Here is a 19,603-nt window from a genome sequence, read left to right on the forward strand (position 1 = left end):
CCTACGATCGCCGGCCCGCCGGCACCCGCCCACCTGCCGACCCGCCCCTGCCGCGGCGCACACCTGCCGTCTACGCTCCGTCCATGATCTCCCAGGACTATCTCTCCGACCTGTTCTCCCTGGACGGCCGTGTCGCCGTGGTGACCGGAGGCAGTTCCGGCATCGGGCGGGCCATCGCCGGTGCGCTGGCGCGGGCCGGTGCGAGCGTGGTGGCCGTGGCCCGCGGCAAGGAGCAACTGGAGGCCACCGTGGGCGAGTTGACGGCCGAGGGCGGCCGGGCCGGCTGGGTCGCGGCCGATCTGGGCAGCCGCGAGGGGGTGCGTGCGGCGGCCGAGGAGGCGGCCGGTGTCTTCGGCGAGCCCGACATCCTCGTCAACTCCGCCGGGATCAACCTGCGTCCGCCGATGAGCGAGCTGGGCGAGGACGTGTGGGACACCACCATGGCCGTGAACCTCCGGGCGCCCTTCCTGCTGGGGCAGCGGTTCGGGCCCGGCATGGCGGAACGCGGCTTCGGCCGGATCATCCACATCACCTCCCAGCAGGCCCACCGTGCCTTCGTGCAGAGCGGGGCGTACGGCGTCTCCAAGGGCGCGCTGGAGTCGCTGGCCCGCTCCCAGGCCGAGGCCTGGTCGCCGTACGGCGTCACCGTCAACACCCTGGTGCCGGGCTTTGTGATGACCCCGCTCAACCGGCGGCTGTCGTCCGACCCCGACAAGGTCGCCGCCCTGGCCGCCCGCACGATGACCGGCCGCAACGGCCTGGCCGAGGACTTCGAAGGCGCGGCCGTCTTCCTCGCCAGCCGCGCCTCCGCCTACGTCACCGGCCAGTCGCTGTTCGTCGACGGCGGCCTGTCGGTCCACTGAGCCCCGCGCTCACTCCACCGTGACCGACTTCGCCAGGTTCCGCGGCTGGTCCACCTCGTTGCCCCGCGCGGTGGCCAGCTCGCAGGCGAAGACCTGGAGCGGCACCGTCGCCACCAGCGGCTGCAGCAGGGTCGGGGTGGCCGGGATGCGGATCAGGTGGTCGGCGTAGGGGACGACCGCCTCGTCCCCCTCCTCCGCGATCACGATCGTGCGCGCCCCGCGGGCCCGGATCTCCTGGATGTTGGAGACGATCTTGTCGTGCAGGACCGAGCGGCCGCGCGGGGACGGCACCACGACCACCACCGGCACGTCCTCCTCGATCAGCGCGATCGGGCCGTGCTTCAGCTCGCCCGCCGCGAAGCCCTCGGCGTGCATGTAGGCGAGTTCCTTGAGCTTCAGGGCGCCTTCCAGCGCCACGGGGTAGCCCACGTGCCGGCCCAGGAAGAGGACCGTGCTCTTCGTCGCCAGGGTGCGGGCCAGCGCGCGTACCGGCTCCATCGTGTCCAGGACCCGCTCGACCTCCTCCGAGATCCGGGAGAGGTCCTTGATCACCGCCTGGATCTCGTCGCCCCACTTGGTGCCGCGGACCTGGCCCAGATACAGCGCCACCAGGTAACAGGCCACCAGCTGGGTCAGGAACGCCTTGGTGGAGGCGACGGCCACCTCCGGACCGGCGTGCGTGTACAGCACCGCGTCCGACTCGCGCGGGATCGTCGAGCCGTTGGTGTTGCAGATGGCCAGCACCTTGGAGCCCTGCTCGCGGGCGTGCCTGAGCGCCATCAGGGTGTCCATGGTCTCGCCGGACTGGGAGATGGCGATCACCAGGGAGCGGCCGTCCAGGATCGGGTCCCGGTACCGGAATTCGCTGGCCAGCTCCACCTCGCACGGGATGCGCGTCCAGTGCTCGATGGCGTACTTGGCGATCAGGCCGGCGTGGAAGGCCGTACCGCAGGCGACGATGACGACCTTGTCGATCTCCCGCAGCTCGGACGGGGAGATACGGACCTCGTCCAGCGTCAGCGAACCCGACGGGTCGATACGGCCCAGCAGCGTATCGGCGACCGCCTTGGGCTGCTCGGCGATCTCCTTGAGCATGAAGTAGTCATAACCCCCCTTTTCCGCGGCGGAGGCGTCCCAGTCCACGTGGTACGGGCGGACCTCGGCGGCGCTGCCGTCGAAGCCCGTCACCGTCACGCCGTCGCGGCGCAGCTCCACCACCTGGTCCTGGCCCAGCTCGATCGCCGACCGCGTGTGGGCGATGAACGCGGCGACGTCCGAGGCGAGGAAGGCCTCACCCTCTCCAACGCCCACCACCAGCGGTGAGTTCCGCCGCGCGCCCACGACCACGTCCGGCTCGTCGGCGTGCACCGCGACCAGCGTGAACGCGCCCTCCAGCCGCCGGCACACCAGCCGCATGGCCTCCGCGAGGTCCGCGCAGGAGGAGAACTCCTCGGCGAGGAGATGGCCGACGACCTCGGTGTCCGTCTCGGAAGTCAGTTCATGGCCCCGCTCGGCCAGTTCGGCCCGCAGGACGGCGAAGTTCTCGATGATGCCGTTGTGGACGACGGCGACCCGGCCCGCGTTGTCGAGATGCGGGTGGGCGTTGGCGTCCGTGGGGCCGCCGTGCGTGGCCCAGCGGGTGTGGCCGATGCCCGTCGCGCCCGTCGGCAGCGGCCGTTCGACCAGTTCCTTCTCCAGGTTGACCAGTTTCCCGGCCTTCTTCGCCGCGGCCAGCCCGCCGTCGGCCAGCACGGCGACACCCGCCGAGTCGTAGCCCCGGTACTCCAGCCGCTTCAGTCCGGCCATCACGACATCGAGCGCGGACTGCGCTCCTACATAACCCACGATTCCGCACATGCGCCGCAGCCTACGACCCGTCCGGCGCCCGAAACCGCTTGCGTGTGCCCGAATTCGGAAATTCCCACCGCCATACGAACAGCCGCTTGGGCCGCGGGCGTGACGGACCCCACCCGCCGCCCCGTTCAAACTCCGTTAACAATGGACTGTGATCTCACCGGTCTCCTCGATGCCCCGGAGCGCCCACCGGCACAGGCCGGAGGCGACTCCCTACGTCGACCTCACCCGCGCCGAGTGGAGCGCCCTGCGGGACAAGACACCGCTGCCGCTCACCGCCGAGGAGGTGGAGAAGCTGCGCGGTCTGGGCGATGTGATCGACCTGGACGAGGTGCGGGACATCTACCTCCCGCTCTCCCGGCTCCTCAACCTCTACGTCGGCGCCACGGACGGCCTCAGAGGCGCCCTGAACACGTTCCTCGGGGAGAAGGGCTCGCAGTCCGGCACCCCGTTCGTGATAGGTGTCGCCGGCTCCGTGGCCTGCGGCAAGTCCACCGTCTCCCGCCTGCTGCAGGCCCTGCTCTCGCGCTGGCCCGAGCACCCGCGCGTGGAGCTGGTGACGACGGACGGTTTCCTTTTGCCCACCAAGGAGTTGCGGGCCCGCGGCCTGATGTCGCGGAAAGGATTCCCCGAGTCCTACGACCGCCGGGCCCTCACCCGTTTCGTCGCCGACATCAAGGCGGGCAAGGACGAGGTCACGGCCCCCGTCTACTCCCACCTCATCTACGACATCGTCCCCGACCAGAAGCTCACGGTCCGCCGCCCCGACATCCTCATCGTCGAGGGCCTCAACGTCCTCCAGCCCGCCCTGCCCGGCAAGGACGGCCGCACCCGGGTCGGCCTCGCGGACTACTTCGACTTCAGCGTGTACGTCGACGCGAGCACCGAGGACATCGAGAGCTGGTACCTCAACCGCTTCAGGAAGCTGCGCCAGACCGCCTTCCAGAACCCGTCCTCGTACTTCCGCAAGTACACCCAGGTCTCCGAGGAGGAGGCCCTCGACTACGCCCGCACCCTGTGGCGGACGATCAACAAGCCCAACCTGGTCGAGAACATCGCCCCCACCCGGGGCCGAGCCACCCTCATCCTCCGCAAGGGCCCGGACCACAAGGTGCAACGGCTGAGGCTGCGCAAGCTGTAGACAGGGCCCCCGCGAAGGCACCCGGCTCCTACACGATGTGCTTCACCTCGCAGTCCCCGGCGACGCTGTCGGTGCTGTCCGCGAACACCGTGTCGGTGCCACCGCCGCAGGTCACCGTGTCACCGCCGGCCCCGTCCTGCACGCTGATCGTGTCGTTGCCGCCGTTGGTGGTCACGGAGTCGATGCCCGTGCCGGCGTCGACGAGGCTGTTGACCGAGACGTTGATCACGGCGGTGTCGTTCTGGTCGCCCAGCTGTATGCCGAGCCGGGTGACGGTGGCGATGCTGCCGCAGTCGGCGCTGGTGGTGGAGCCGGTCACCCGGGTGCAGCCCGGGCCGGCCGCGATGCCGGCCGTGTCCGAGAGGATCAGATGGCCCGCGCCGGACACGGATGCCGTGACGTGGTTCTGAAAGCCGCTGTTGGCCTGGAGCCCGGCGAAGCCGCCGAAGATGCGGTACGCCGTGGAGCCCGGCGTCTGGGCGGCGGCCGGGGTGGCGGTCGAGGCGACGACGAGACCCGCCACCAGGGCGGGTCCGGTCGCTCGCTTCAGGGTGTGGAGCACGGTCTTCATGATCTGTCGCTCTTCCATCGAGGAGGGTGCCGCGGTGCGGCCTCGATGACTAGAGAAACAGCCGGTTATCGATCGTGCACTCCGTGCTACGCCCAGGGGTCTATCCCAGTGCCGACTTCACCGCGTCGGCCAGCCGGCCGGCCACCGACCGCGCCTGGTCGATGTCCGCCGCCTCGACCATCACCCGCACCAACGGCTCGGTGCCGGAGGGGCGGAGCAGCACCCGCCCCGTCTCCCCCAGCTCCCGCTCCGCCTCGGCGACGGCGGCCGCGAGCTCGGCCGAGGTCCCGACCCGGGACCTGTCCACGTCCGGCACGTTGATGAGGACCTGGGGCAGCCGCTCCATCACCGAGGCCAGTTCGCGCAGGCTGCGGCCGGTCTCGGCGACCCGCGCCGCCAGCAGCAGCCCGGTCAGCGTGCCGTCACCGGTCGTCGCGTGATCGAGAACGATCACGTGCCCGGACTGCTCGCCGCCCAGGGCGAATCCGTGCTCCTTCATCTCCTCGAGCACATACCGGTCACCGACGGCCGTCTGCACGAGCCGGATCCCGGCCCGCTCCATCGCCAGCTTGAAGCCCAGGTTGGACATCACGGTGGCCACGACGGTGTCGGCGCGCAGAGCGGAGCGCTCCCGCATCGCCAGCGCCAGCACGGACAGGATCTGGTCGCCGTCGACCTCCTCGCCGGTGTGGTCCACGGCCAGGCAGCGGTCGGCGTCGCCGTCGTGCGCGATGCCGAGGTCCGCGTGGTGTTCGGCGACGGCGGCCTTCAGCTTGTCCAGGTGGGTCGAGCCGCAACCGTCGTTGATGTTGAGACCGTCCGGCTCCGCACCGATCGTGACGACCTCGGCACCCGCCCGGGAGAACGCCTCCGGCGAGACCCCCGAGGCCGCGCCGTGCGCTTCGTCCAGGACGATCTTCAGCCCGTCCAGCCGGTTCGGGAGGACCGACAGCAGATGGGCGATGTACTGCTCGAAGCCCTCGTCGTACGAGCGGACCCGCCCCACACCCGCGCCGGTCGGCCGCTCCCACGGCTCGCCGTGCCGGTGGGACTCGTACACCGCCTCGATCCGGTCCTCCAGCTCGTCGGCGAGTTTGTGGCCGCCGCGGGCGAAGAACTTGATGCCGTTGTCCGGCATGGCGTTGTGACTGGCGGAGAGCATGACGCCCAGGTCGGCGCCGAGCGCGCCGGTCAGATGCGCCACCGCGGGCGTCGGCAGCACACCGACGCATCGCACGTCCACGCCGGCGCTGGCCAGGCCCGCGACCACGGCCGCCTCCAGGAACTCCCCGGACGCCCGCGGGTCCCGACCGACCACCGCCGTCGGCTTGTGGCCCTCGAAGGTGCCCGCCTCGGCCAGCACGTGAGCCGCCGCTACGGACAGGCCGAGCGCCATCTCGGCCGTCAGGTCCGCGTTGGCGACGCCGCGCACGCCGTCCGTGCCGAAGAGTCGTCCCACTTGTCCTCCTGAGGAAACTGCGATCACACAAGCCGTTGAGCGGCTCAGCGTCTTGTGTCGTTATACGCCCTTGCCTGGGATAAACGAACGCCCCGGCGGCACACGTGGCGTGCCGCCGGGGCGTTCGGAGTACGAGCAGGCGACGCTTAGCGCTTGCTGTACTGCGGAGCCTTGCGGGCCTTCTTCAGACCGGCCTTCTTCCGCTCGACCGCACGGTCGTCGCGGCGCAGGAAGCCGGCCTTCTTCAGCGGGCCGCGGTTGTTGTCGACGTCGGCCTCGTTCAGGGCGCGGGCGACACCGAGACGGAGGGCACCGGCCTGACCGGAGACACCGCCACCCGCGATGCGGGCGATGATGTCGTAACGGCCCTCGAGCTCGAGCACCTTGAAGGGCTCGTTGACTTCCTGCTGGTGCACCTTGTTCGGGAAGTAGTCCTCGAGGGTGCGACCGTTGATCTTCCACTTGCCGGTGCCCGGAACGATCCGGACGCGGGCGATGGCGTTCTTGCGGCGGCCCAGGCCGGCGGCGGGCTGGGGCTCACCGAAGCGCGAGGCGAGGGACTCGGAGGTGTACTCACCCTCCACCGGAACCTCGGACTCGGTGGTGTAGCTCTCGATGTCTTCGATCTCTTCGATCGGCTGCTCGGCAGTGGTCTCGGCCACGATTCTCCTCAGATTCTCTTCAGTCTTAGGGGGTGGCCGGACTTACTGCGCGACCTGGGTGATCTCGAACGGCACCGGCTGCTGGGCAGCGTGCGGGTGCTGGTCACCCTTGTAGACCTTCAGCTTCGAGAGCATCTGACGGCCCAGCGTGTTCTTGGGGAGCATGCCCTTGACGGCCTTCTCGATGGCCTTCTCGGGTTCTTGTCGAGCAGCTCGTCGTAACGGACGGAGCGCAGACCACCCGGGTAGCCGGAGTGGCGGTACGCCATCTTCTGGGTCCGCTTGTTGCCGGACAGGTGCACCTTGTCGGCGTTGATGATGATGACGAAGTCACCGGTGTCGACGTGAGGGGCGTAGATCGGCTTGTGCTTGCCCCGCAGGAGGGACGCCGCAGTGGTGGCGAGACGGCCCAGGACAACGTCCTGAGCGTCGATGACGTGCCACTGGCGCGTCACATCGCCGGGCTTGGGGCTGTACGTACGCACGGTTCGTAGCCTTCGCTTCGAGTGAATGGTCCTGAACAGGTCACCGAAACGATCACGACAGCCTTGACCGCACCGCGGTGACGCAAACCGCGTGCTGATCGCTGGTCATCGGCCCGGTGGACCGGTGTAAGGGCCCGTCCCGTGAGAATGAGCAAGCCAATACACAACGAAGAAGCAGATTACCTGGCAGCCCCCGGCAGGGTCAAAACGGCCGCTTTCCCGCCCGCGCCGGGGGACAAACACGGCATGCCGCCGGACGCGCTCCAGCACCCTCCGGCCCCCGTCTAAGATGCGCCCCATGAGCTACGGGCAGGGGGGACCCCAGTCTCAGTGGGATCCCTGGAAACCGAATTCCCAGCAGCCGTGGAACAGCGGCGGTGATGACGGGACTCCGGACTGGGCGGCACTCGCCGAGGCCTCGGAGACCCGCAACAAGCGCCGCAAGCTGCTGTTCATAGCCGGCGGCGCGCTCGCCACGGTCGCGATAGGCACCGCGGTGGCCATGGCCGTCGTCTCCGCGAACAGCGGCAACGACGCCCACGGCACCCCCACCAACCTGCCCGCAAGCGCCTCCGTGCCGAGCGGCTCGGCCACGCCGTCCTTCGCGCCGACGAGCGCCCCGCCGCCGCTGGACCCGAGGGACTTCATCGCCAGCGCCAAGAAGGACACCGCCCCGCTCAGCGCCGACACCCTCTTCCCGGGCACCCAGCTGACCATGGGCAGCACGGTGTACAAGAAGGGCGCCACGGCCGACACGACGAACTGTGCCTCCGCCGCCAGCGGCGACCTGCCGAAGATCCTCAGCGCCAACGGCTGCACCCGGCTGATCCGCGCGACCTACAGCACCGGCGGCACCGCGATCACCGTCGGCGTCGCCCTCTTCGACGACCAGGCGCAGGCCACGAAGGTCAGGAAACTGGCCGCCAAGAAGGCCATGGTGCGCTCGCTGCCCGGCAAGGGCGTCAAGAACTTCTGCGACGCGGCGGTGTGCCTGACGACCACGAACGCGGTCGGCCGCTACGTCTACTTCACCACCGGCGGCTTCCTCAACGGCAAGAACGTCACCAAACAGGACACGAAGGTCTTCAGCGTCGGCAACGACCTGCAGCAGTTCACCTTCAACCAGATCTACCGCCGCGGCCAGGCCGAGGCCTCCGCGGCGGCGAACCGGTAGCTCAGCAGCACCCCGCCGACGGAAGCGAGCGCTTGTTGCGCGCCTCCTTGCTGCGCGCGGCCAGCAGCTCGTCGGCGGGGTAGCCGACCTCCTCCAGGGTCAGCCCGTGCGGCCGTACGACATGGACGGCCGAGTCCCGCACCCCCGCGGCGAGCACCTTGCCGGGCCACTGTGGGCCGCGGTGCCCGTCCCCGACGAACAGCAGCGCGCCGATCAGCGAGCGCACCATGTTGTGGCAGAAGGCGTCGGCCCGGACGGTGGCGGTGATGATCCCGTCGGCACCCTTGTCGAGGCTCAGCTCCTGGAGGGTGCGGATGGTGGTGGCCCCCTCCCGCTTCTTGCAGTACGCGGCGAAGTCGTGCTCGCCGACCAGCGCCCGCGCGGCCTCGTTCATGGCGTCCACGTCGAGGGGCCAGTCGTGCCAGAGGACGTGGTTGCGCAGCAGGGGGTCCACTCCCCCGGGGTTGTCCGTCACCCGGTAGGCATAGCGCCGCCAGACCGCCGAGAAACGGGCGTTGAAGCCGCTCGGAGCCTCCCTGAGGGCCCACACCCGCACATCCTTCGGCAGCCGCCCGGCGAGCCGCTTGAGCAGCTTCTCGTGGTGCTCCCGCCAGACCTCCTCGGGCAGATCGACGTGCGCCACCTGGCCACGGGCGTGCACGCCGGCGTCGGTCCGTCCGGCCACGGTCAGGTCGTACGTCTCCTTCGACCGTGTCACCGTACGCAGGGCGTCCTCGATCTCGCCCTGCACGGTCCGCCTGCCGCCGGCCTGCTTGGCCCAGCCGTGGAAGTCGGTGCCGTCGTAGGACAGGTCGAGGCGGAGGCGTACGAAACCGGGCTGTACTTCTTCAGTCACACACGGATTCTTTCAGGGCGGTGCCCTGTGGAAAAACGTGAAAGCGGGCCCGCCCCGAAGGGCGGACCCGCTTCCGGCGTCAGGCAGAGACTCAGGCCTCCGTCGACTCCTCGGCAGCGGCCTCCTCGGCCGGCGCCTCGGTGGTCTCCGCGGCCTTGGCCTCATCGGCCTCCTTGACCGCACGCTTGGTGGCGGCCTCGGCCTCGCCCACGGCCTTCTGCTGCACCGTCAGCGCCTCGACCAGCTCGATGACGGCCATGGGCGCGTTGTCGCCACGGCGGTTACCGATCTTGGTGATGCGGGTGTAGCCACCCGGACGGTTCTCGTACCGCGGGCCGATCTCGGTGAAGAGCGTGTGGACGACGCTCTTGTCCGTGATGACCTGGAGCACCTGACGGCGGTTGTGAAGGTCGCCCTTCTTCGCCTTGGTGATCAGACGCTCGGCGTACGGGCGCAGGCGGCGGGCCTTCGCCTCGGTGGTGGTGATACGACCGTGCTCGAAGAGGCTCTTGGCGAGGTTCGCGAGGAGCAGCTTCTCGTGCGCGGCGCTGCCGCCCAGACGGGCACCCTTGGTGGGCTTCGGCATGGTTCTTCTCCTGTGTGTCTGCCCCGGCCGTGTCAGGTACCGGGGTCAGTATCCGAGCAGGCGGTTGCCTGTCGGAGATCCGGGGTCCGCTGACGCGAACCCCGGAGGCTGTGGAGATCAGTACTGCTCGGTCTCCACGAAACCCGCGTCCGCGTCGTCGTCGGCGCCGAAGGCGTCGGCGGCGGCGGTCGGGTCGAATCCGGGCGGGCTGTCCTTGAGGGCCAGGCCCATGCCGGCCAGCTTCGCCTTGACCTCGTCGATCGACTTCGCACCGAAGTTGCGGATGTCGAGCAGGTCGGCCTCGGAACGAGCCACGAGCTCACCCACGGAGTGGATGCCCTCGCGCTTGAGGCAGTTGTAGGAACGGACCGTGAGCTCCAGCTCCTCGATCGGCAGCGCGAGGTCGGCGGCCAGGGCGGCGTCCGTCGGGGACGGGCCCATGTCGATGCCCTCGGCGTCGATGTTCAGCTCGCGGGCGAGACCGAACAGCTCGACCAGGGTCTTACCGGCGGAGGCCATGGCGTCACGGGGACGCATCGCCTGCTTGGTCTCGACGTCGACGATCAGCTTGTCGAAGTCGGTGCGCTGCTCGACACGCGTGGCCTCGACCTTGTACGTGACCTTCAGAACCGGCGAGTAGATGGAGTCGACCGGGATACGGCCGATCTCCTGGCCCACCTGCTTGTTCTGCACGGCGGAGACGTAACCGCGGCCGCGCTCGACCGTCAGCTCCATCTCCAGCTTGCCCTTGCCGTTGAGCGTGGCGAGGACCAGGTCGGGGTTGTGCACCTCGACACCGGCCGGGGGCGCGATGTCGGCGGCGGTGACCAGACCCGGGCCCTGCTTGCGCAGGTACATCACGACCGGCTCGTCGTGCTCCGAGGAGACGACCAGCTGCTTGATGTTGAGGATCAGGTCGGTGACGTCCTCCTTGACGCCCGGCACGGTGGTGAACTCGTGCAGGACACCGTCGATGCGGATGCTGGTGACAGCCGCACCGGGGATGGAGGACAGAAGGGTCCGGCGGAGGGAGTTGCCGAGGGTGTAACCGAAGCCCGGCTCCAGCGGCTCGATCACGAACCGGGAGCGGAACTCGTCGACGACCTCTTCGGTCAACGAGGGACGCTGAGCGATCAGCATGTGTGGATCAGATCCTTCATTCGTGGACGCCCGCTATTTGACGTCCGACGGAAACCGCGCCCATGAAAAGGGCGGGTACTGCAAGGGTACGGGCGGTACGACCGAAAGGAGCCGTACCGCCCGAACCCTGAAAGCAGCCTGGCCTCAGACGCGGCGGCGCTTCGGCGGACGGCAGCCGTTGTGCGGGGTCGGGGTGACGTCCTGGATGGAGCCGACCTCGAGGCCCGTGGCCTGCAGGGAGCGGATCGCGGTCTCACGACCGGAACCCGGGCCCTTCACGAACACGTCGACCTTGCGCATGCCGTGCTCCTGGGCGCGGCGGGCAGCCGACTCGGCGGCCATCTGCGCGGCGAACGGCGTGGACTTCCGGGAGCCCTTGAAGCCGACGTGGCCGGCGGAGGCCCAGGAGATCACGTTGCCGGACGGGTCCGTGATGGAGACGATCGTGTTGTTGAACGTGCTCTTGATGTGCGCGTGGCCGTGAGCGACGTTCTTCTTTTCCTTGCGGCGCACCTTCTTGGCAGCGCCCTGACGTCCCTTGGGGGGCATCTACTAACTCCTACGGGAGGTGGTCGGTCCTACAGCGAAGACCGTGGACAGGTGTCCGCTGCGGACTACTTCTTGCCCGGCTTCTTCTTGCCGGCGATGGCGCGACGCGGGCCCTTGCGGGTACGGGCGTTGGTGCTGGTGCGCTGACCGCGGACGGGCAGACCGCGACGGTGACGCAGACCCTGGTAGCAGCCGATCTCGACCTTGCGGCGGATGTCGGCCTGGATCTCGCGACGGAGGTCACCCTCGGTCTTGATGTTGTTGTCGACGTACTCGCGGATCGCGACCAGCTGCTCTTCGCTCAGGTCACGGACGCGGGTGTTCGGGTCGACGCCGGTCGCAGCCAGCGTCTCCTTCGAGAGGGTCCGGCCGATGCCGAACACGTAGGTGAGGGCGACCTCCACGCGCTTTTCGCGCGGGATGTCAACACCGGAAACGCGTGCCATTCAATGGCTCCTGGTGATCTTTCGGAGGTCTTCCGCAGAACCGGATCCCGGCCGCCGTACGAGGTACGAACCGGGTCCCCGGCCTCCGACCGGGGGTGTCAAGCCGCTTGCGACGGCTTGGGTCCTGCGTATGAACAAATTCAGCTCGCGTCGCGCGAATCTCTGCGAATTCAGATGCAGAGGGTGCTGGTCGTACGTCAGCCCTGGCGCTGCTTGTGGCGCGGGTTGTCGCAGATGACCATGACCCGACCGTGACGGCGGATCACCCTGCACTTGTCGCAGATCTTCTTGACGCTCGGCTTGACCTTCATTGGATTGAGGTTCTCCGGGTCAGTGCCACCACCCCGCCGGGGCGGGATGCGGGCAAGATCTACTTGTAGCGGTAGACGATCCGGCCACGGGTCAGGTCGTACGGAGACAACTCCACCACGACCCGGTCGTCAGGGAGGATGCGGATGTAGTGCATACGCATCTTGCCGCTGATGTGTGCCAGGACCTGGTGGCCGTTCTGGAGCTCGACCTTGAACATGGCGTTCGGCAGAGACTCGACGACGGTGCCCTCGATCTCGATGGCACCTTGTTTCTTGGCCACGCTTCGTCCTTCGAATCGACTACCTTGATCGACTCCTACGCATGCATGCGGACATGCGGCTGCACAAGAGCCGACGAGTCAGTCTACGTCGGCGTACCAGGAAAGGCGAATCGAGGAAGTCTGCCCTATGGGGGACATCTTTATGCAAGCGGGTCGGGTGCGGCCGTGATGCCGTACTCGGCGAGCTTCGCCCTGCCCCCGTCGGGAGCCGTCAGCACCAGCGGGCCCTGCTCGGTGAGCGCGACCGAGTGCTCCCAGTGCGAGGACCAGGTGCCGTCGGTCGTGATGACCGTCCAGTCGTCGGAGAGGACCTCGGTGCGCGGGGTGCCGAGGGAGACCATCGGCTCGATCGCGAGGCAGAAACCGGGGACCAGCTTGGGGCCCTTGCCGCGGCGGCGGTCGACGTAGTTCAGCAGGTGCGGGTCCATGTGCATCTCGGTGCCGATGCCGTGGCCGCCGTAGTCCTCGATGATCCCGTACTTGCCGCCGCCCGGCTTCGGCTGGCGGCGGATGTACGTCTCGATCGCGCGGGAGATGTCGACCAGCCGGTTGCCCTGCTTCATGGCCGCGATACCGGCCCACATCGACTCCTCCGTCACCCGGGAGAGCTCGATCAGCTCCGGGGCGTGACCGGAGCCCACGAAGGCCGTGTAGGCGGCGTCGCCGTGCCAGCCGTCGACGATCGCCCCGCAGTCGATGGAGATGACGTCGCCGTTCTTGAGGACGACGTCGTCGGAGGGGATGCCGTGGACGACGACGTCGTTCACGGAGGTGCAGATGGTCGCGGGGAAGCCGCCGTAGCCCAGGAAGTTCGACTTCGCGCCGTGCTCGGCGAGGACCTTGCGGGCGACCTCGTCCAGGTCCTTGGTGGAGGCGCCGGGCACCGCGGCCTCCCGGGTGGCCGCGTGGATGGCGGCTACGACCAGGCCCGCCGCACGCATCTTCGCGATCTGCTCGGGGGTCTTGATCTGCACCATGGGGGCCTGCGCTCTCCGTCACTCACGTGGGCTGGGTGTACCTGTACAACACTACGGCCGCGGCACCCGAGGGTGGGCACCGCGGCCGGAGGGACCGGGCTCTACTGCTCGTCCTTCTCGCGCTTGAGGGCCTCCAGCGCCCGCTGCGTGATCTCGTCCACGGGGCCCAGGGAGGAGATCGTCACGACCAGGCCCTGCGCCTTGTAGTAGTCGATGATCGGCTCGGTCTGCGTGTGGTAGACCTCCAGCCGCGTGCGGACGGTGTCCTCGGAGTCGTCGTCGCGCTGGTACAGCTCACCGCCGCAGACGTCGCAGACGCCCTCCTTCTTCGGCGGGCTGTACGTCACGTGGAACACGTGGGAGGAGTCGTTGCGGCAGATGCGCCGGCCGGCGATCCGCTTGACGACCTCGTCCTCGGGGACCTCCAGGTCCAGCACCGCGTCCAGCTTGATGCCCTCGGTCTCCAGGAGCTGGTCCAGCGCCTCGGCCTGCGACACGTTGCGCGGGAAGCCGTCCAGCAGGAAGCCGCGCTCGGCGTCCGGCTGCTCCATGCGGTCCTTGGCCATCGCGATGGTGACCTCGTCCGGGACGAGGTTGCCGGCGTCCATGTAGGACTTCGCGAGCTTGCCCAGCTCGGTCTGCTGGCTGATGTTGGCCCGGAACAGGTCGCCCGTGGAGATGTGCGGAATGGCCAGCTTCTCGGCGAGGCGGACGGCTTGCGTTCCCTTACCGGCACCCGGCGGCCCGACGAGGACGATACGCATCAGCGGAGGAACCCTTCGTAATTACGCTGCTGGAGCTGGCTCTCGATCTGCTTCACCGTCTCGAGACCGACACCCACGATGATCAGGATGCTGGTTCCGCCGAACGGGAAGTTGTTCGTCGCCCCGAACCCGACCAACGCCATTGTTGGCACGAGAGCAATCAGACCCAGATACAGCGACCCCGGCCAGGTGATCCGGTTGAGCACGTAGCTGAGGTACTCAGCGGTCGGTCGGCCAGCCCGGATGCCCGGGATGAAGCCACCATACTTCTTCATGTTGTCGGCTACTTCCTCGGGGTTGAAGGAGATAGCGACGTAGAAGAACGCGAAGAAAACGATGAGCAAGAAGTACAGAGTGATGTAAATCGGGTGGTCGCCCTTGGTCAGATTGTTCTGGATCCACTGCTTCCAGTTCGAGTTGCCCCCCGCGAACTGCGCCACGAGCGCCGGGATGTAGAGCAGAGAGGAGGCGAAGATGACCGGAATCACACCCGCCTGGTTCACCTTGAGCGGGATGTACGTGGACGTACCACCGTAGGAACGACGGCCGATCATGCGCTTGGCGTACTGCACCGGGATGCGGCGCTGGGCCTGCTCGACGAAGACGACCAGGCCGACCATGACCAGGCCGACCAGGATCACGGTGCCGAACTCGATCCAGCCGCCGGCCAGGGTGCCCTGCTTCTTGATCGCCCACAGCGCGGACGGGAAGGTCGCGGCGATCGAGATGAACATCAGGATCGACATGCCGTTGCCGATGCCGCGGTCGGTGATCAGCTCACCGAGCCACATCACGACGGCCGTACCGGCGGTCATGCAGACGACCATCGTGATCGTCGTGAAGATCGCCTGGTCGGGGACGATGCTCGTGGCGACCGAGCAGCCGTTGAAGAGCGCGCCGCTGCGGGCGGTGGCGACCAGGCCGGTGCCCTGAAGGATGGCGAGGGCGACGGTCAGATAGCGGGTGTACTGCGTGATCTTCGCCGTACCCGCCTGGCCCTCCTTCTTCAGGGCTTCCAGGCGCGGGATGACCACGGTCAGCAGCTGAAGGATGATGCTGGCCGTGATGTACGGCATGATGCCGAGCGCGAAGACCGTGATCTGCAGCAGCGCACCGCCGCTGAACATGTTCACGAGGCCGAACAGGCCCTGGTTGGCCCCCGCCTCGGTCACACACTGCTGGACGGCCTTGTAGTTGACGCCGGGGATCGGGATGTGGGTACCGACCCGGTAGACCACGATGATGGCCAGCGTGAAGAGCAGCTTCTTGCGCAGGTCGGGCGTCTTGAACGCCCGGGCGAACGCGGTGAGCACGGTGCCTCCTGCGACCCCCGCGCAACTGCGTCAAGGGTGACGGTCTTGAGGTTCGACGGATACAGACGAATAGCTAACGGTCAACTGCCGCTCAGGGTGCCCCATGGGAAGCACCCAGTGAAAGTAGGCAGTGCTGGCCACCTTACCGGCGAGAGCACCGACCGAGGAACGACCGACCGGGGATACCCCTTTTGTGGGGTATCCCCGGTCGGGATCGCTCACGTCATCGAGAAGTCCGAGGAACTCAGACCAGCTCGGTGACCGTACCGCCGGCGGCGGTGATCTTCTCCTTGGCGGAGCCGGAGACGGCGTCGACCGTCACCTGCAGCGCCACGGAGATCTCGCCCTGGCCGAGGACCTTGACGAGGCTGTTCTTGCGAACGGCACCCTTGGCCACGAGACCCTCGACGGTGACCTCGCCACCCTCGGGGTAGAGCGCGGCCAGCTTGTCGAGGTTCACGACCTGGAACTCGGTCTTGAACGGGTTCTTGAAGCCCTTCAGCTTCGGGAGGCGCATGTGCAGCGGCATCTGGCCACCCTCGAAGCGCTCCGGAACCTGGTAGCGGGCCTTGGTGCCCTTGGTACCACGACCGGCCGTCTTACCCTTCGACGCCTCACCACGACCGACACGGGTCTTGGCGGTCTTGGCGCCCGGGGCGGGACGGAGGTTGTGGATCTTGAGCGGGTTCTGCTCCGCCATGATCAGTCGACCTCCTCGACCGTCACGAGGTGGCGGACGGTGTGCACCATGCCGCGGAACTCGGGGCGGTCCTCCTTGACGACCACGGTGTTGATCCCCTTGAGACCAAGCGACCGCAGGGTGTCACGGTGGTTCTGCTTGCTGCCGATGTAGGACTTGACCTGCGTGATCTTGAGCTGCGCCATGATTACGCACCCGCCCCGGCACGCGCACGAAGGAGAGCCGCGGGAGCGACGTCCTCGAGCGGCAGACCACGGCGGGCCGCGATCTCCTCGGGACGCTGCAGACCCTTCAGGGCCTCCACGGTCGCGTGCACGATGTTGATCGCGTTGTCGGAGCCGAGCGACTTCGACAGCACGTCGTGGATACCGGCGCACTCGAGCACGGCGCGCACCGGGCCACCGGCGATAACACCGGTACCGGGGGACGCGGGCTTGAGCAGCACGACGCCGGCAGCCTTCTCACCCTGGATCGGGTGCGGGATGGTGCCCTGGATCCGGGGGACCTTGAAGAAGTGCTTCTTGGCCTCCTCAACGCCCTTGGCGATGGCGGCCGGCACCTCCTTGGCCTTGCCGTATCCGACACCCACGGTGCCGTCACCGTCGCCCACCACGACCAGCGCGGTGAAGCTGAAGCGACGACCACCCTTCACAACCTTGGCGACGCGGTTGATCGCGACAACGCGCTCAACGTACGCGGTCTTCTCGGCGGCAGCAGCGCCGCCGTCACGGCCCTTCCGGTCCCGCCGCTCGCCGCCACCGGCACCGCCACCGCGGCGCTGGGGTCCAGCCATTGGAATTACCTCTCTCTTTTTCCGCTAGCTACGGAACCGGCTCAGAACTTGAGCCCGGCCTCGCGGGCGGCGTCCGCCAGGGCGGCGATGCGCCCGGCGTACTGGTTACCACCACGGTCGAACACGACGGCCTCGACACCGGCGGCCTTGGCACGCTCGGCGACCAGGGCGCCGACCTGCTTGGCCTGCGCGGACTTGTCGGCCTCGCCACCACGGATCGACGCGTCCAGAGTGGACGCCGACGCCAGGGTGTGACCCTTCAGGTCGTCGATCACCTGCGCCACGATGTGGCGGTTCGAGCGGGTCACGACCAGACGGGGGCGCTCCGCCGTACCGGAAAGGTTCTTGCGAATCCGGATGTGACGGCGCTTGATCGCGGCGCGCTTGTAGGCGTCGCCCTTGAGGATCTTCTGCCCGTATGCCATGGCTTACTTACCCGCCTTTCCGACCTTGCGGCGGATGACTTCGCCCTCGTACTTGACGCCCTTGGCCTTGTACGGGTCAGGCTTGCGCAGCTTGCGGATGTTGGCCGCAACCTCGCCGACCTTCTGCTTGTCGATGCCCTCGACCGAGAAACGGGTCGGAGCCTCCACCTTGAAGGTGATGCCTTCGGGGGCCTCGACCAGGATCGGGTGGCTGTAACCGAGAGCGAACTCCAGGTTGGAACCCTTGGCGGTCACTCGGTAACCGACACCGCTGATCTCGAGCTTCTTCACGTAACCCTGGGTCACGCCGGTGATCATGTTCGCCACCAGCGTGCGGGAGAGGCCGTGCAGGGCCTTGCTCTGACGCTCGTCGTTCGGGCGGGTCACCTGCAGGGTGCCGTCCTCGCCCTTAGCGATGTCGATCGGAGCCGCGACGGTGTGGGTCAGCGAGCCCTTGGGGCCCTTGACCGAGACCGTACGGCCGTCGATGGTGACGTCCACGCCGGCGGGAACCGCGATGGGGAGCTTGCCGATGCGCGACATAGCTGTTTCCTCCGTTCCCTTCTGCTACCAGACGTAGGCGAGGACTTCCCCACCCACGCCCTTCTTGCCGGCCTGCTTGTCGGTGAGGAGCCCGTGCGACGTGGAGATGATCGCCACGCCGAGGCCGCCGAGCACCTTCGGCAGGTTGGTGGACTTCGCGTACACCCGGAGACCGGGCTTGGAGATCCGCTTGATGCCCGCGATGGAGCGCTCACGGTTCGGGCCGAACTTCAGCTCGAGAACGAGGTTCTTGCCGACCTCGGCGTCCTCGACCTTCCAGCCCGTGATGAAGCCCTCCTGCTGGAGGATCTCCGCGATGTGCGACTTGATCTTGGACGCCGGCATCGTCACGGAGTCGTGGTACGCCGAGTTCGCGTTCCGCAGACGCGTCAGCATGTCTGCGATCGGATCAGTCATGGTCATGAATTGGCCTGTGGCCTTTCTCGCCGGGGTTTCCTATATGCGCCATCCCTCTCCCCGTACTTCGAAGACGGGACGGGTGCGGCGCGGGGACCTACGGCGTAGTAAGTCGTTCAGGGCGGCAGAGGCCCAACCCTCCTAGCCTAAGCCATGAAGGTGGAGGCCCCTGCCGTCCCGGTTGCTTACCGAGAGGTCCAGGAATCCCTAAAAGTGGGGATTACCAGGAGCTCTTGGTCACGCCCGGCAGCTCGCCACGGTGAGCCATCTCACGAAGGCACACGCGGCACAGGCCGAACTTGCGGTACACGGAGTGCGGACGGCCGCAGCGCTGGCAGCGGGTGTAGCCACGCACACCGAACTTGGGCTTGCGAGCAGCCTTAGCGATCAGAGCCTTCTTCGCCATCTCGCTCACGCCTCCTTGAACGGGAAGCCGAGGTGACGAAGGAGCGCGCGGCCCTCAGCGTCGTTGGTCGCCGTGGTGACCACGGTGATGTCCATACCCCGGACGCGGTCGATCTTGTCCTGGTCGATCTCGTGGAACATGACCTGCTCCGTGAGACCGAAGGTGTAGTTGCCACGGCCGTCGAACTGCTTGGGGGACAGGCCGCGGAAGTCGCGGATGCGCGGCAGCGCGAGCGACAGGGTGCGGTCCAGGAACTCCCACATGCGGTCGCCACGGAGCGTGACGTGGGCACCGATCGGCTGACCCTCACGCAGCTTGAACTGCGCGATGGACTTGCGGGCCTTGGTGACGGCCGGCTTCTGACCGGTGATCGTGGTGAGGTCGCGGATGGCGCCCTCGATCAGCTTGGAGTCGCGGGCGGCGTCGCCCACACCCATGTTGACCACGATCTTGACGAGGCCGGGAACCTGCATGACGTTCTCGTACTTGAACTCGTCACGCAGCTTGCCCGCGATCTCCTCGCGGTACTTCGTCTTCAGACGCGGAGTGGTGGTGGTAGCCATCAGATGTCCTCACCCGTCCGCTTGGCAACGCGGATCTTGTTGCCTTCGTCGTCGAAGCGGTAGCCGACACGCGTGACGACCTTCTGACCGTCCTTCTCCACGACCAGCTGGACGTTGGAGACGTGGATCGGCGCCTCGGTCGTAACGATGCCGCCGGCCTGGGAACCGCGAGCGGTCGGACCGGCCTTGGTGTGCTTCTTGACCCGGTTGACACCCTCGACCAGGACACGGTCCTCGCGGGGGTAGGCCGCGATGACCTTGCCCTGCTTGCCCTTGTCCTTGCCGGTGATGACCTGGACCAGGTCGCCCTTCTTGATCTTCATG

26 protein-coding genes and 1 pseudogene are annotated in these 19,603 nt (G+C 67.7%); 3 read left to right on the top strand and 24 right to left on the bottom strand.

Annotation, left to right across the window (positions count from 1 at the left end; translation table 11 throughout):
• The first annotated feature begins 83 nt into the window (after nucleotides 1–83).
• Nucleotides 84–863 carry an SDR family NAD(P)-dependent oxidoreductase gene (locus BFF78_RS17315; RefSeq protein ID WP_069779198.1) on the top strand — a complete coding sequence of 260 codons (780 nt, stop codon included), beginning with the start codon at nucleotides 84–86 and terminating at the stop codon, nucleotides 861–863.
• Nucleotides 864–872: 9 nt separating this feature from the next.
• Here the strand turns inward: BFF78_RS17315 and glmS are convergent, their stop codons facing one another.
• A complete protein-coding gene (gene glmS / locus BFF78_RS17320; protein WP_079161361.1) occupies nucleotides 873–2,720 on the bottom strand; it encodes a glutamine--fructose-6-phosphate transaminase (isomerizing) in 1,848 nt (615 codons plus the stop codon).
• 169 nt (nucleotides 2,721–2,889) lie between these two features.
• Here glmS and coaA point away from each other — a divergent pair, with 169 nt between their 5' ends.
• The gene (gene coaA, locus BFF78_RS17325) at nucleotides 2,890–3,858 is read left to right on the top strand and encodes a type I pantothenate kinase (RefSeq protein ID WP_069783634.1); all 969 of its coding nucleotides are present in this window, start codon (nucleotides 2,890–2,892) and stop codon (nucleotides 3,856–3,858) included.
• Between the two features lie 28 nt (nucleotides 3,859–3,886).
• Here coaA and BFF78_RS17330 read toward each other — a convergent pair whose 3' ends face one another.
• The 4 genes and pseudogenes from BFF78_RS17330 to rplM form a co-directional block, all read right to left on the bottom strand.
• Nucleotides 3,887–4,429, bottom strand: a complete 543-nt coding sequence (locus tag BFF78_RS17330; RefSeq protein WP_069779200.1) for a hypothetical protein — start codon at nucleotides 4,427–4,429, stop codon at nucleotides 3,887–3,889.
• Between the two features lie 100 nt (nucleotides 4,430–4,529).
• Complete coding sequence (gene glmM / locus BFF78_RS17335) at nucleotides 4,530–5,888, bottom strand: phosphoglucosamine mutase (protein ID WP_069779201.1); 1,359 nt, start codon at nucleotides 5,886–5,888, stop codon at nucleotides 4,530–4,532.
• A gap of 146 nt (nucleotides 5,889–6,034) precedes the next feature.
• Nucleotides 6,035–6,550 carry a 30S ribosomal protein S9 gene (gene rpsI / locus BFF78_RS17340; protein ID WP_069779202.1) on the bottom strand — a complete coding sequence of 172 codons (516 nt, stop codon included), beginning with the start codon at nucleotides 6,548–6,550 and terminating at the stop codon, nucleotides 6,035–6,037.
• Between the two features lie 42 nt (nucleotides 6,551–6,592).
• Nucleotides 6,593–7,035, bottom strand: a pseudogene (rplM, locus tag BFF78_RS17345) (50S ribosomal protein L13).
• A 298-nt stretch (nucleotides 7,036–7,333) separates the two neighbouring features.
• On the opposite strand from rplM, the gene BFF78_RS17350 reads away from it, so the two are divergent.
• Nucleotides 7,334–8,209: a hypothetical protein gene (locus BFF78_RS17350; protein WP_069779204.1), complete on the top strand. Its 876-nt coding sequence runs from the start codon at nucleotides 7,334–7,336 to the stop codon at nucleotides 8,207–8,209.
• A 1-nt stretch (nucleotide 8,210) separates the two neighbouring features.
• On the opposite strand, the gene truA is transcribed toward BFF78_RS17350, so the two are convergent.
• From truA to rplX, 19 genes are all read right to left on the bottom strand, one after another.
• Entirely contained in the window at nucleotides 8,211–9,065 is an 855-nt protein-coding gene (gene truA, locus BFF78_RS17355) for a tRNA pseudouridine(38-40) synthase TruA (RefSeq protein WP_069779205.1), read from the bottom strand.
• Between the two features lie 91 nt (nucleotides 9,066–9,156).
• Nucleotides 9,157–9,651: a 50S ribosomal protein L17 gene (gene rplQ / locus BFF78_RS17360; RefSeq protein WP_069779206.1), complete on the bottom strand. Its 495-nt coding sequence runs from the start codon at nucleotides 9,649–9,651 to the stop codon at nucleotides 9,157–9,159.
• 117 nt (nucleotides 9,652–9,768) lie between these two features.
• Nucleotides 9,769–10,791 (bottom strand): DNA-directed RNA polymerase subunit alpha, encoded by a 1,023-nt coding sequence (locus BFF78_RS17365; protein ID WP_003966937.1) that lies wholly within the window; start codon nucleotides 10,789–10,791, stop codon nucleotides 9,769–9,771.
• Between the two features lie 144 nt (nucleotides 10,792–10,935).
• Nucleotides 10,936–11,340 (bottom strand): 30S ribosomal protein S11, encoded by a 405-nt coding sequence (gene rpsK / locus BFF78_RS17370; protein ID WP_003956432.1) that lies wholly within the window; start codon nucleotides 11,338–11,340, stop codon nucleotides 10,936–10,938.
• Nucleotides 11,341–11,405: 65 nt separating this feature from the next.
• On the bottom strand, nucleotides 11,406–11,786 hold the full coding sequence (gene rpsM / locus BFF78_RS17375; RefSeq protein ID WP_009300593.1) for a 30S ribosomal protein S13: 381 nt from the start codon (nucleotides 11,784–11,786) through the stop codon (nucleotides 11,406–11,408).
• A 197-nt stretch (nucleotides 11,787–11,983) separates the two neighbouring features.
• Entirely contained in the window at nucleotides 11,984–12,097 is a 114-nt protein-coding gene (gene rpmJ / locus BFF78_RS17380; protein WP_003974245.1) for a 50S ribosomal protein L36, read from the bottom strand.
• 59 nt (nucleotides 12,098–12,156) lie between these two features.
• Nucleotides 12,157–12,378, bottom strand: a complete 222-nt coding sequence (gene infA / locus BFF78_RS17385; RefSeq protein WP_003948620.1) for a translation initiation factor IF-1 — start codon at nucleotides 12,376–12,378, stop codon at nucleotides 12,157–12,159.
• A 140-nt stretch (nucleotides 12,379–12,518) separates the two neighbouring features.
• The gene (gene map, locus BFF78_RS17390) at nucleotides 12,519–13,355 is read right to left on the bottom strand and encodes a type I methionyl aminopeptidase (protein WP_069779207.1); all 837 of its coding nucleotides are present in this window, start codon (nucleotides 13,353–13,355) and stop codon (nucleotides 12,519–12,521) included.
• A gap of 101 nt (nucleotides 13,356–13,456) precedes the next feature.
• On the bottom strand, nucleotides 13,457–14,119 hold the full coding sequence (locus BFF78_RS17395) for an adenylate kinase (protein WP_069779208.1): 663 nt from the start codon (nucleotides 14,117–14,119) through the stop codon (nucleotides 13,457–13,459).
• Complete coding sequence (gene secY, locus BFF78_RS17400) at nucleotides 14,119–15,432, bottom strand: preprotein translocase subunit SecY (RefSeq protein WP_069779209.1); 1,314 nt, start codon at nucleotides 15,430–15,432, stop codon at nucleotides 14,119–14,121. The genes BFF78_RS17395 and secY overlap by 1 nt, the downstream gene beginning before the upstream one ends.
• Before the next feature lie 244 nt (nucleotides 15,433–15,676).
• Complete coding sequence (rplO, locus tag BFF78_RS17405) at nucleotides 15,677–16,132, bottom strand: 50S ribosomal protein L15 (protein ID WP_023547373.1); 456 nt, start codon at nucleotides 16,130–16,132, stop codon at nucleotides 15,677–15,679.
• Between the two features lie 2 nt (nucleotides 16,133–16,134).
• Nucleotides 16,135–16,317 (bottom strand): 50S ribosomal protein L30, encoded by a 183-nt coding sequence (gene rpmD / locus BFF78_RS17410; protein WP_003998814.1) that lies wholly within the window; start codon nucleotides 16,315–16,317, stop codon nucleotides 16,135–16,137.
• Between the two features lie 2 nt (nucleotides 16,318–16,319).
• Complete coding sequence (gene rpsE / locus BFF78_RS17415) at nucleotides 16,320–16,925, bottom strand: 30S ribosomal protein S5 (protein ID WP_009190144.1); 606 nt, start codon at nucleotides 16,923–16,925, stop codon at nucleotides 16,320–16,322.
• 41 nt (nucleotides 16,926–16,966) lie between these two features.
• On the bottom strand, nucleotides 16,967–17,350 hold the full coding sequence (gene rplR, locus BFF78_RS17420) for a 50S ribosomal protein L18 (RefSeq protein WP_069779210.1): 384 nt from the start codon (nucleotides 17,348–17,350) through the stop codon (nucleotides 16,967–16,969).
• A gap of 3 nt (nucleotides 17,351–17,353) precedes the next feature.
• Nucleotides 17,354–17,893, bottom strand: a complete 540-nt coding sequence (gene rplF, locus BFF78_RS17425) for a 50S ribosomal protein L6 (protein WP_069779211.1) — start codon at nucleotides 17,891–17,893, stop codon at nucleotides 17,354–17,356.
• A gap of 24 nt (nucleotides 17,894–17,917) precedes the next feature.
• A complete protein-coding gene (rpsH, locus tag BFF78_RS17430; RefSeq protein WP_007384075.1) occupies nucleotides 17,918–18,316 on the bottom strand; it encodes a 30S ribosomal protein S8 in 399 nt (132 codons plus the stop codon).
• Nucleotides 18,317–18,530: 214 nt separating this feature from the next.
• The gene (locus BFF78_RS17435; protein WP_003948630.1) at nucleotides 18,531–18,716 is read right to left on the bottom strand and encodes a type Z 30S ribosomal protein S14; all 186 of its coding nucleotides are present in this window, start codon (nucleotides 18,714–18,716) and stop codon (nucleotides 18,531–18,533) included.
• 5 nt (nucleotides 18,717–18,721) lie between these two features.
• Nucleotides 18,722–19,279 carry a 50S ribosomal protein L5 gene (gene rplE, locus BFF78_RS17440; protein ID WP_053661885.1) on the bottom strand — a complete coding sequence of 186 codons (558 nt, stop codon included), beginning with the start codon at nucleotides 19,277–19,279 and terminating at the stop codon, nucleotides 18,722–18,724.
• Nucleotides 19,279–19,602 (bottom strand): 50S ribosomal protein L24, encoded by a 324-nt coding sequence (gene rplX / locus BFF78_RS17445; RefSeq protein ID WP_069779212.1) that lies wholly within the window; start codon nucleotides 19,600–19,602, stop codon nucleotides 19,279–19,281. The genes rplE and rplX overlap by 1 nt, the downstream gene beginning before the upstream one ends.
• Nucleotide 19,603 lies beyond the last annotated feature (1 nt).

Origin of the sequence: Streptomyces fodineus, from assembly GCF_001735805.1 — a bacterium.
Classification (GTDB): domain Bacteria; phylum Actinomycetota; class Actinomycetes; order Streptomycetales; family Streptomycetaceae; genus Streptomyces; species Streptomyces fodineus.

Bases quoted from the DNA above. Each gene is read 5' to 3' on its own strand.
- BFF78_RS17315 (WP_069779198.1), top strand. From the start codon at position 84: ATGATCTCCCAGGACTATCTCTCCGACCTGTTCTCCCTGGACGGCCGT.
- glmS (WP_079161361.1), bottom strand. From the start codon at position 2,720: ATGTGCGGAATCGTGGGTTATGTAGGAGCGCAGTCCGCGCTCGATGTC.
- coaA (WP_069783634.1), top strand. From the start codon at position 2,890: ATGCCCCGGAGCGCCCACCGGCACAGGCCGGAGGCGACTCCCTACGTC.
- BFF78_RS17330 (WP_069779200.1), bottom strand. From the start codon at position 4,429: ATGAAGACCGTGCTCCACACCCTGAAGCGAGCGACCGGACCCGCCCTG.
- BFF78_RS17350 (WP_069779204.1), top strand. From the start codon at position 7,334: ATGAGCTACGGGCAGGGGGGACCCCAGTCTCAGTGGGATCCCTGGAAA.
- rplQ (WP_069779206.1), bottom strand. From the start codon at position 9,651: ATGCCGAAGCCCACCAAGGGTGCCCGTCTGGGCGGCAGCGCCGCGCAC.
- BFF78_RS17365 (WP_003966937.1), bottom strand. From the start codon at position 10,791: ATGCTGATCGCTCAGCGTCCCTCGTTGACCGAAGAGGTCGTCGACGAG.
- rpsK (WP_003956432.1), bottom strand. From the start codon at position 11,340: ATGCCCCCCAAGGGACGTCAGGGCGCTGCCAAGAAGGTGCGCCGCAAG.
- rpsM (WP_009300593.1), bottom strand. From the start codon at position 11,786: ATGGCACGCGTTTCCGGTGTTGACATCCCGCGCGAAAAGCGCGTGGAG.
- rpmJ (WP_003974245.1), bottom strand. From the start codon at position 12,097: ATGAAGGTCAAGCCGAGCGTCAAGAAGATCTGCGACAAGTGCAGGGTG.
- map (WP_069779207.1), bottom strand. From the start codon at position 13,355: ATGGTGCAGATCAAGACCCCCGAGCAGATCGCGAAGATGCGTGCGGCG.
- BFF78_RS17395 (WP_069779208.1), bottom strand. From the start codon at position 14,119: ATGCGTATCGTCCTCGTCGGGCCGCCGGGTGCCGGTAAGGGAACGCAA.
- rplO (WP_023547373.1), bottom strand. From the start codon at position 16,132: ATGGCGGAGCAGAACCCGCTCAAGATCCACAACCTCCGTCCCGCCCCG.
- rpmD (WP_003998814.1), bottom strand. From the start codon at position 16,317: ATGGCGCAGCTCAAGATCACGCAGGTCAAGTCCTACATCGGCAGCAAG.
- rpsE (WP_009190144.1), bottom strand. From the start codon at position 16,925: ATGGCTGGACCCCAGCGCCGCGGTGGCGGTGCCGGTGGCGGCGAGCGG.
- rplR (WP_069779210.1), bottom strand. From the start codon at position 17,350: ATGGCATACGGGCAGAAGATCCTCAAGGGCGACGCCTACAAGCGCGCC.
- rplF (WP_069779211.1), bottom strand. From the start codon at position 17,893: ATGTCGCGCATCGGCAAGCTCCCCATCGCGGTTCCCGCCGGCGTGGAC.
- rpsH (WP_007384075.1), bottom strand. From the start codon at position 18,316: ATGACCATGACTGATCCGATCGCAGACATGCTGACGCGTCTGCGGAAC.
- BFF78_RS17435 (WP_003948630.1), bottom strand. From the start codon at position 18,716: ATGGCGAAGAAGGCTCTGATCGCTAAGGCTGCTCGCAAGCCCAAGTTC.
- rplE (WP_053661885.1), bottom strand. From the start codon at position 19,279: ATGGCTACCACCACCACTCCGCGTCTGAAGACGAAGTACCGCGAGGAG.
- rplX (WP_069779212.1), bottom strand. From the start codon at position 19,602: ATGAAGATCAAGAAGGGCGACCTGGTCCAGGTCATCACCGGCAAGGAC.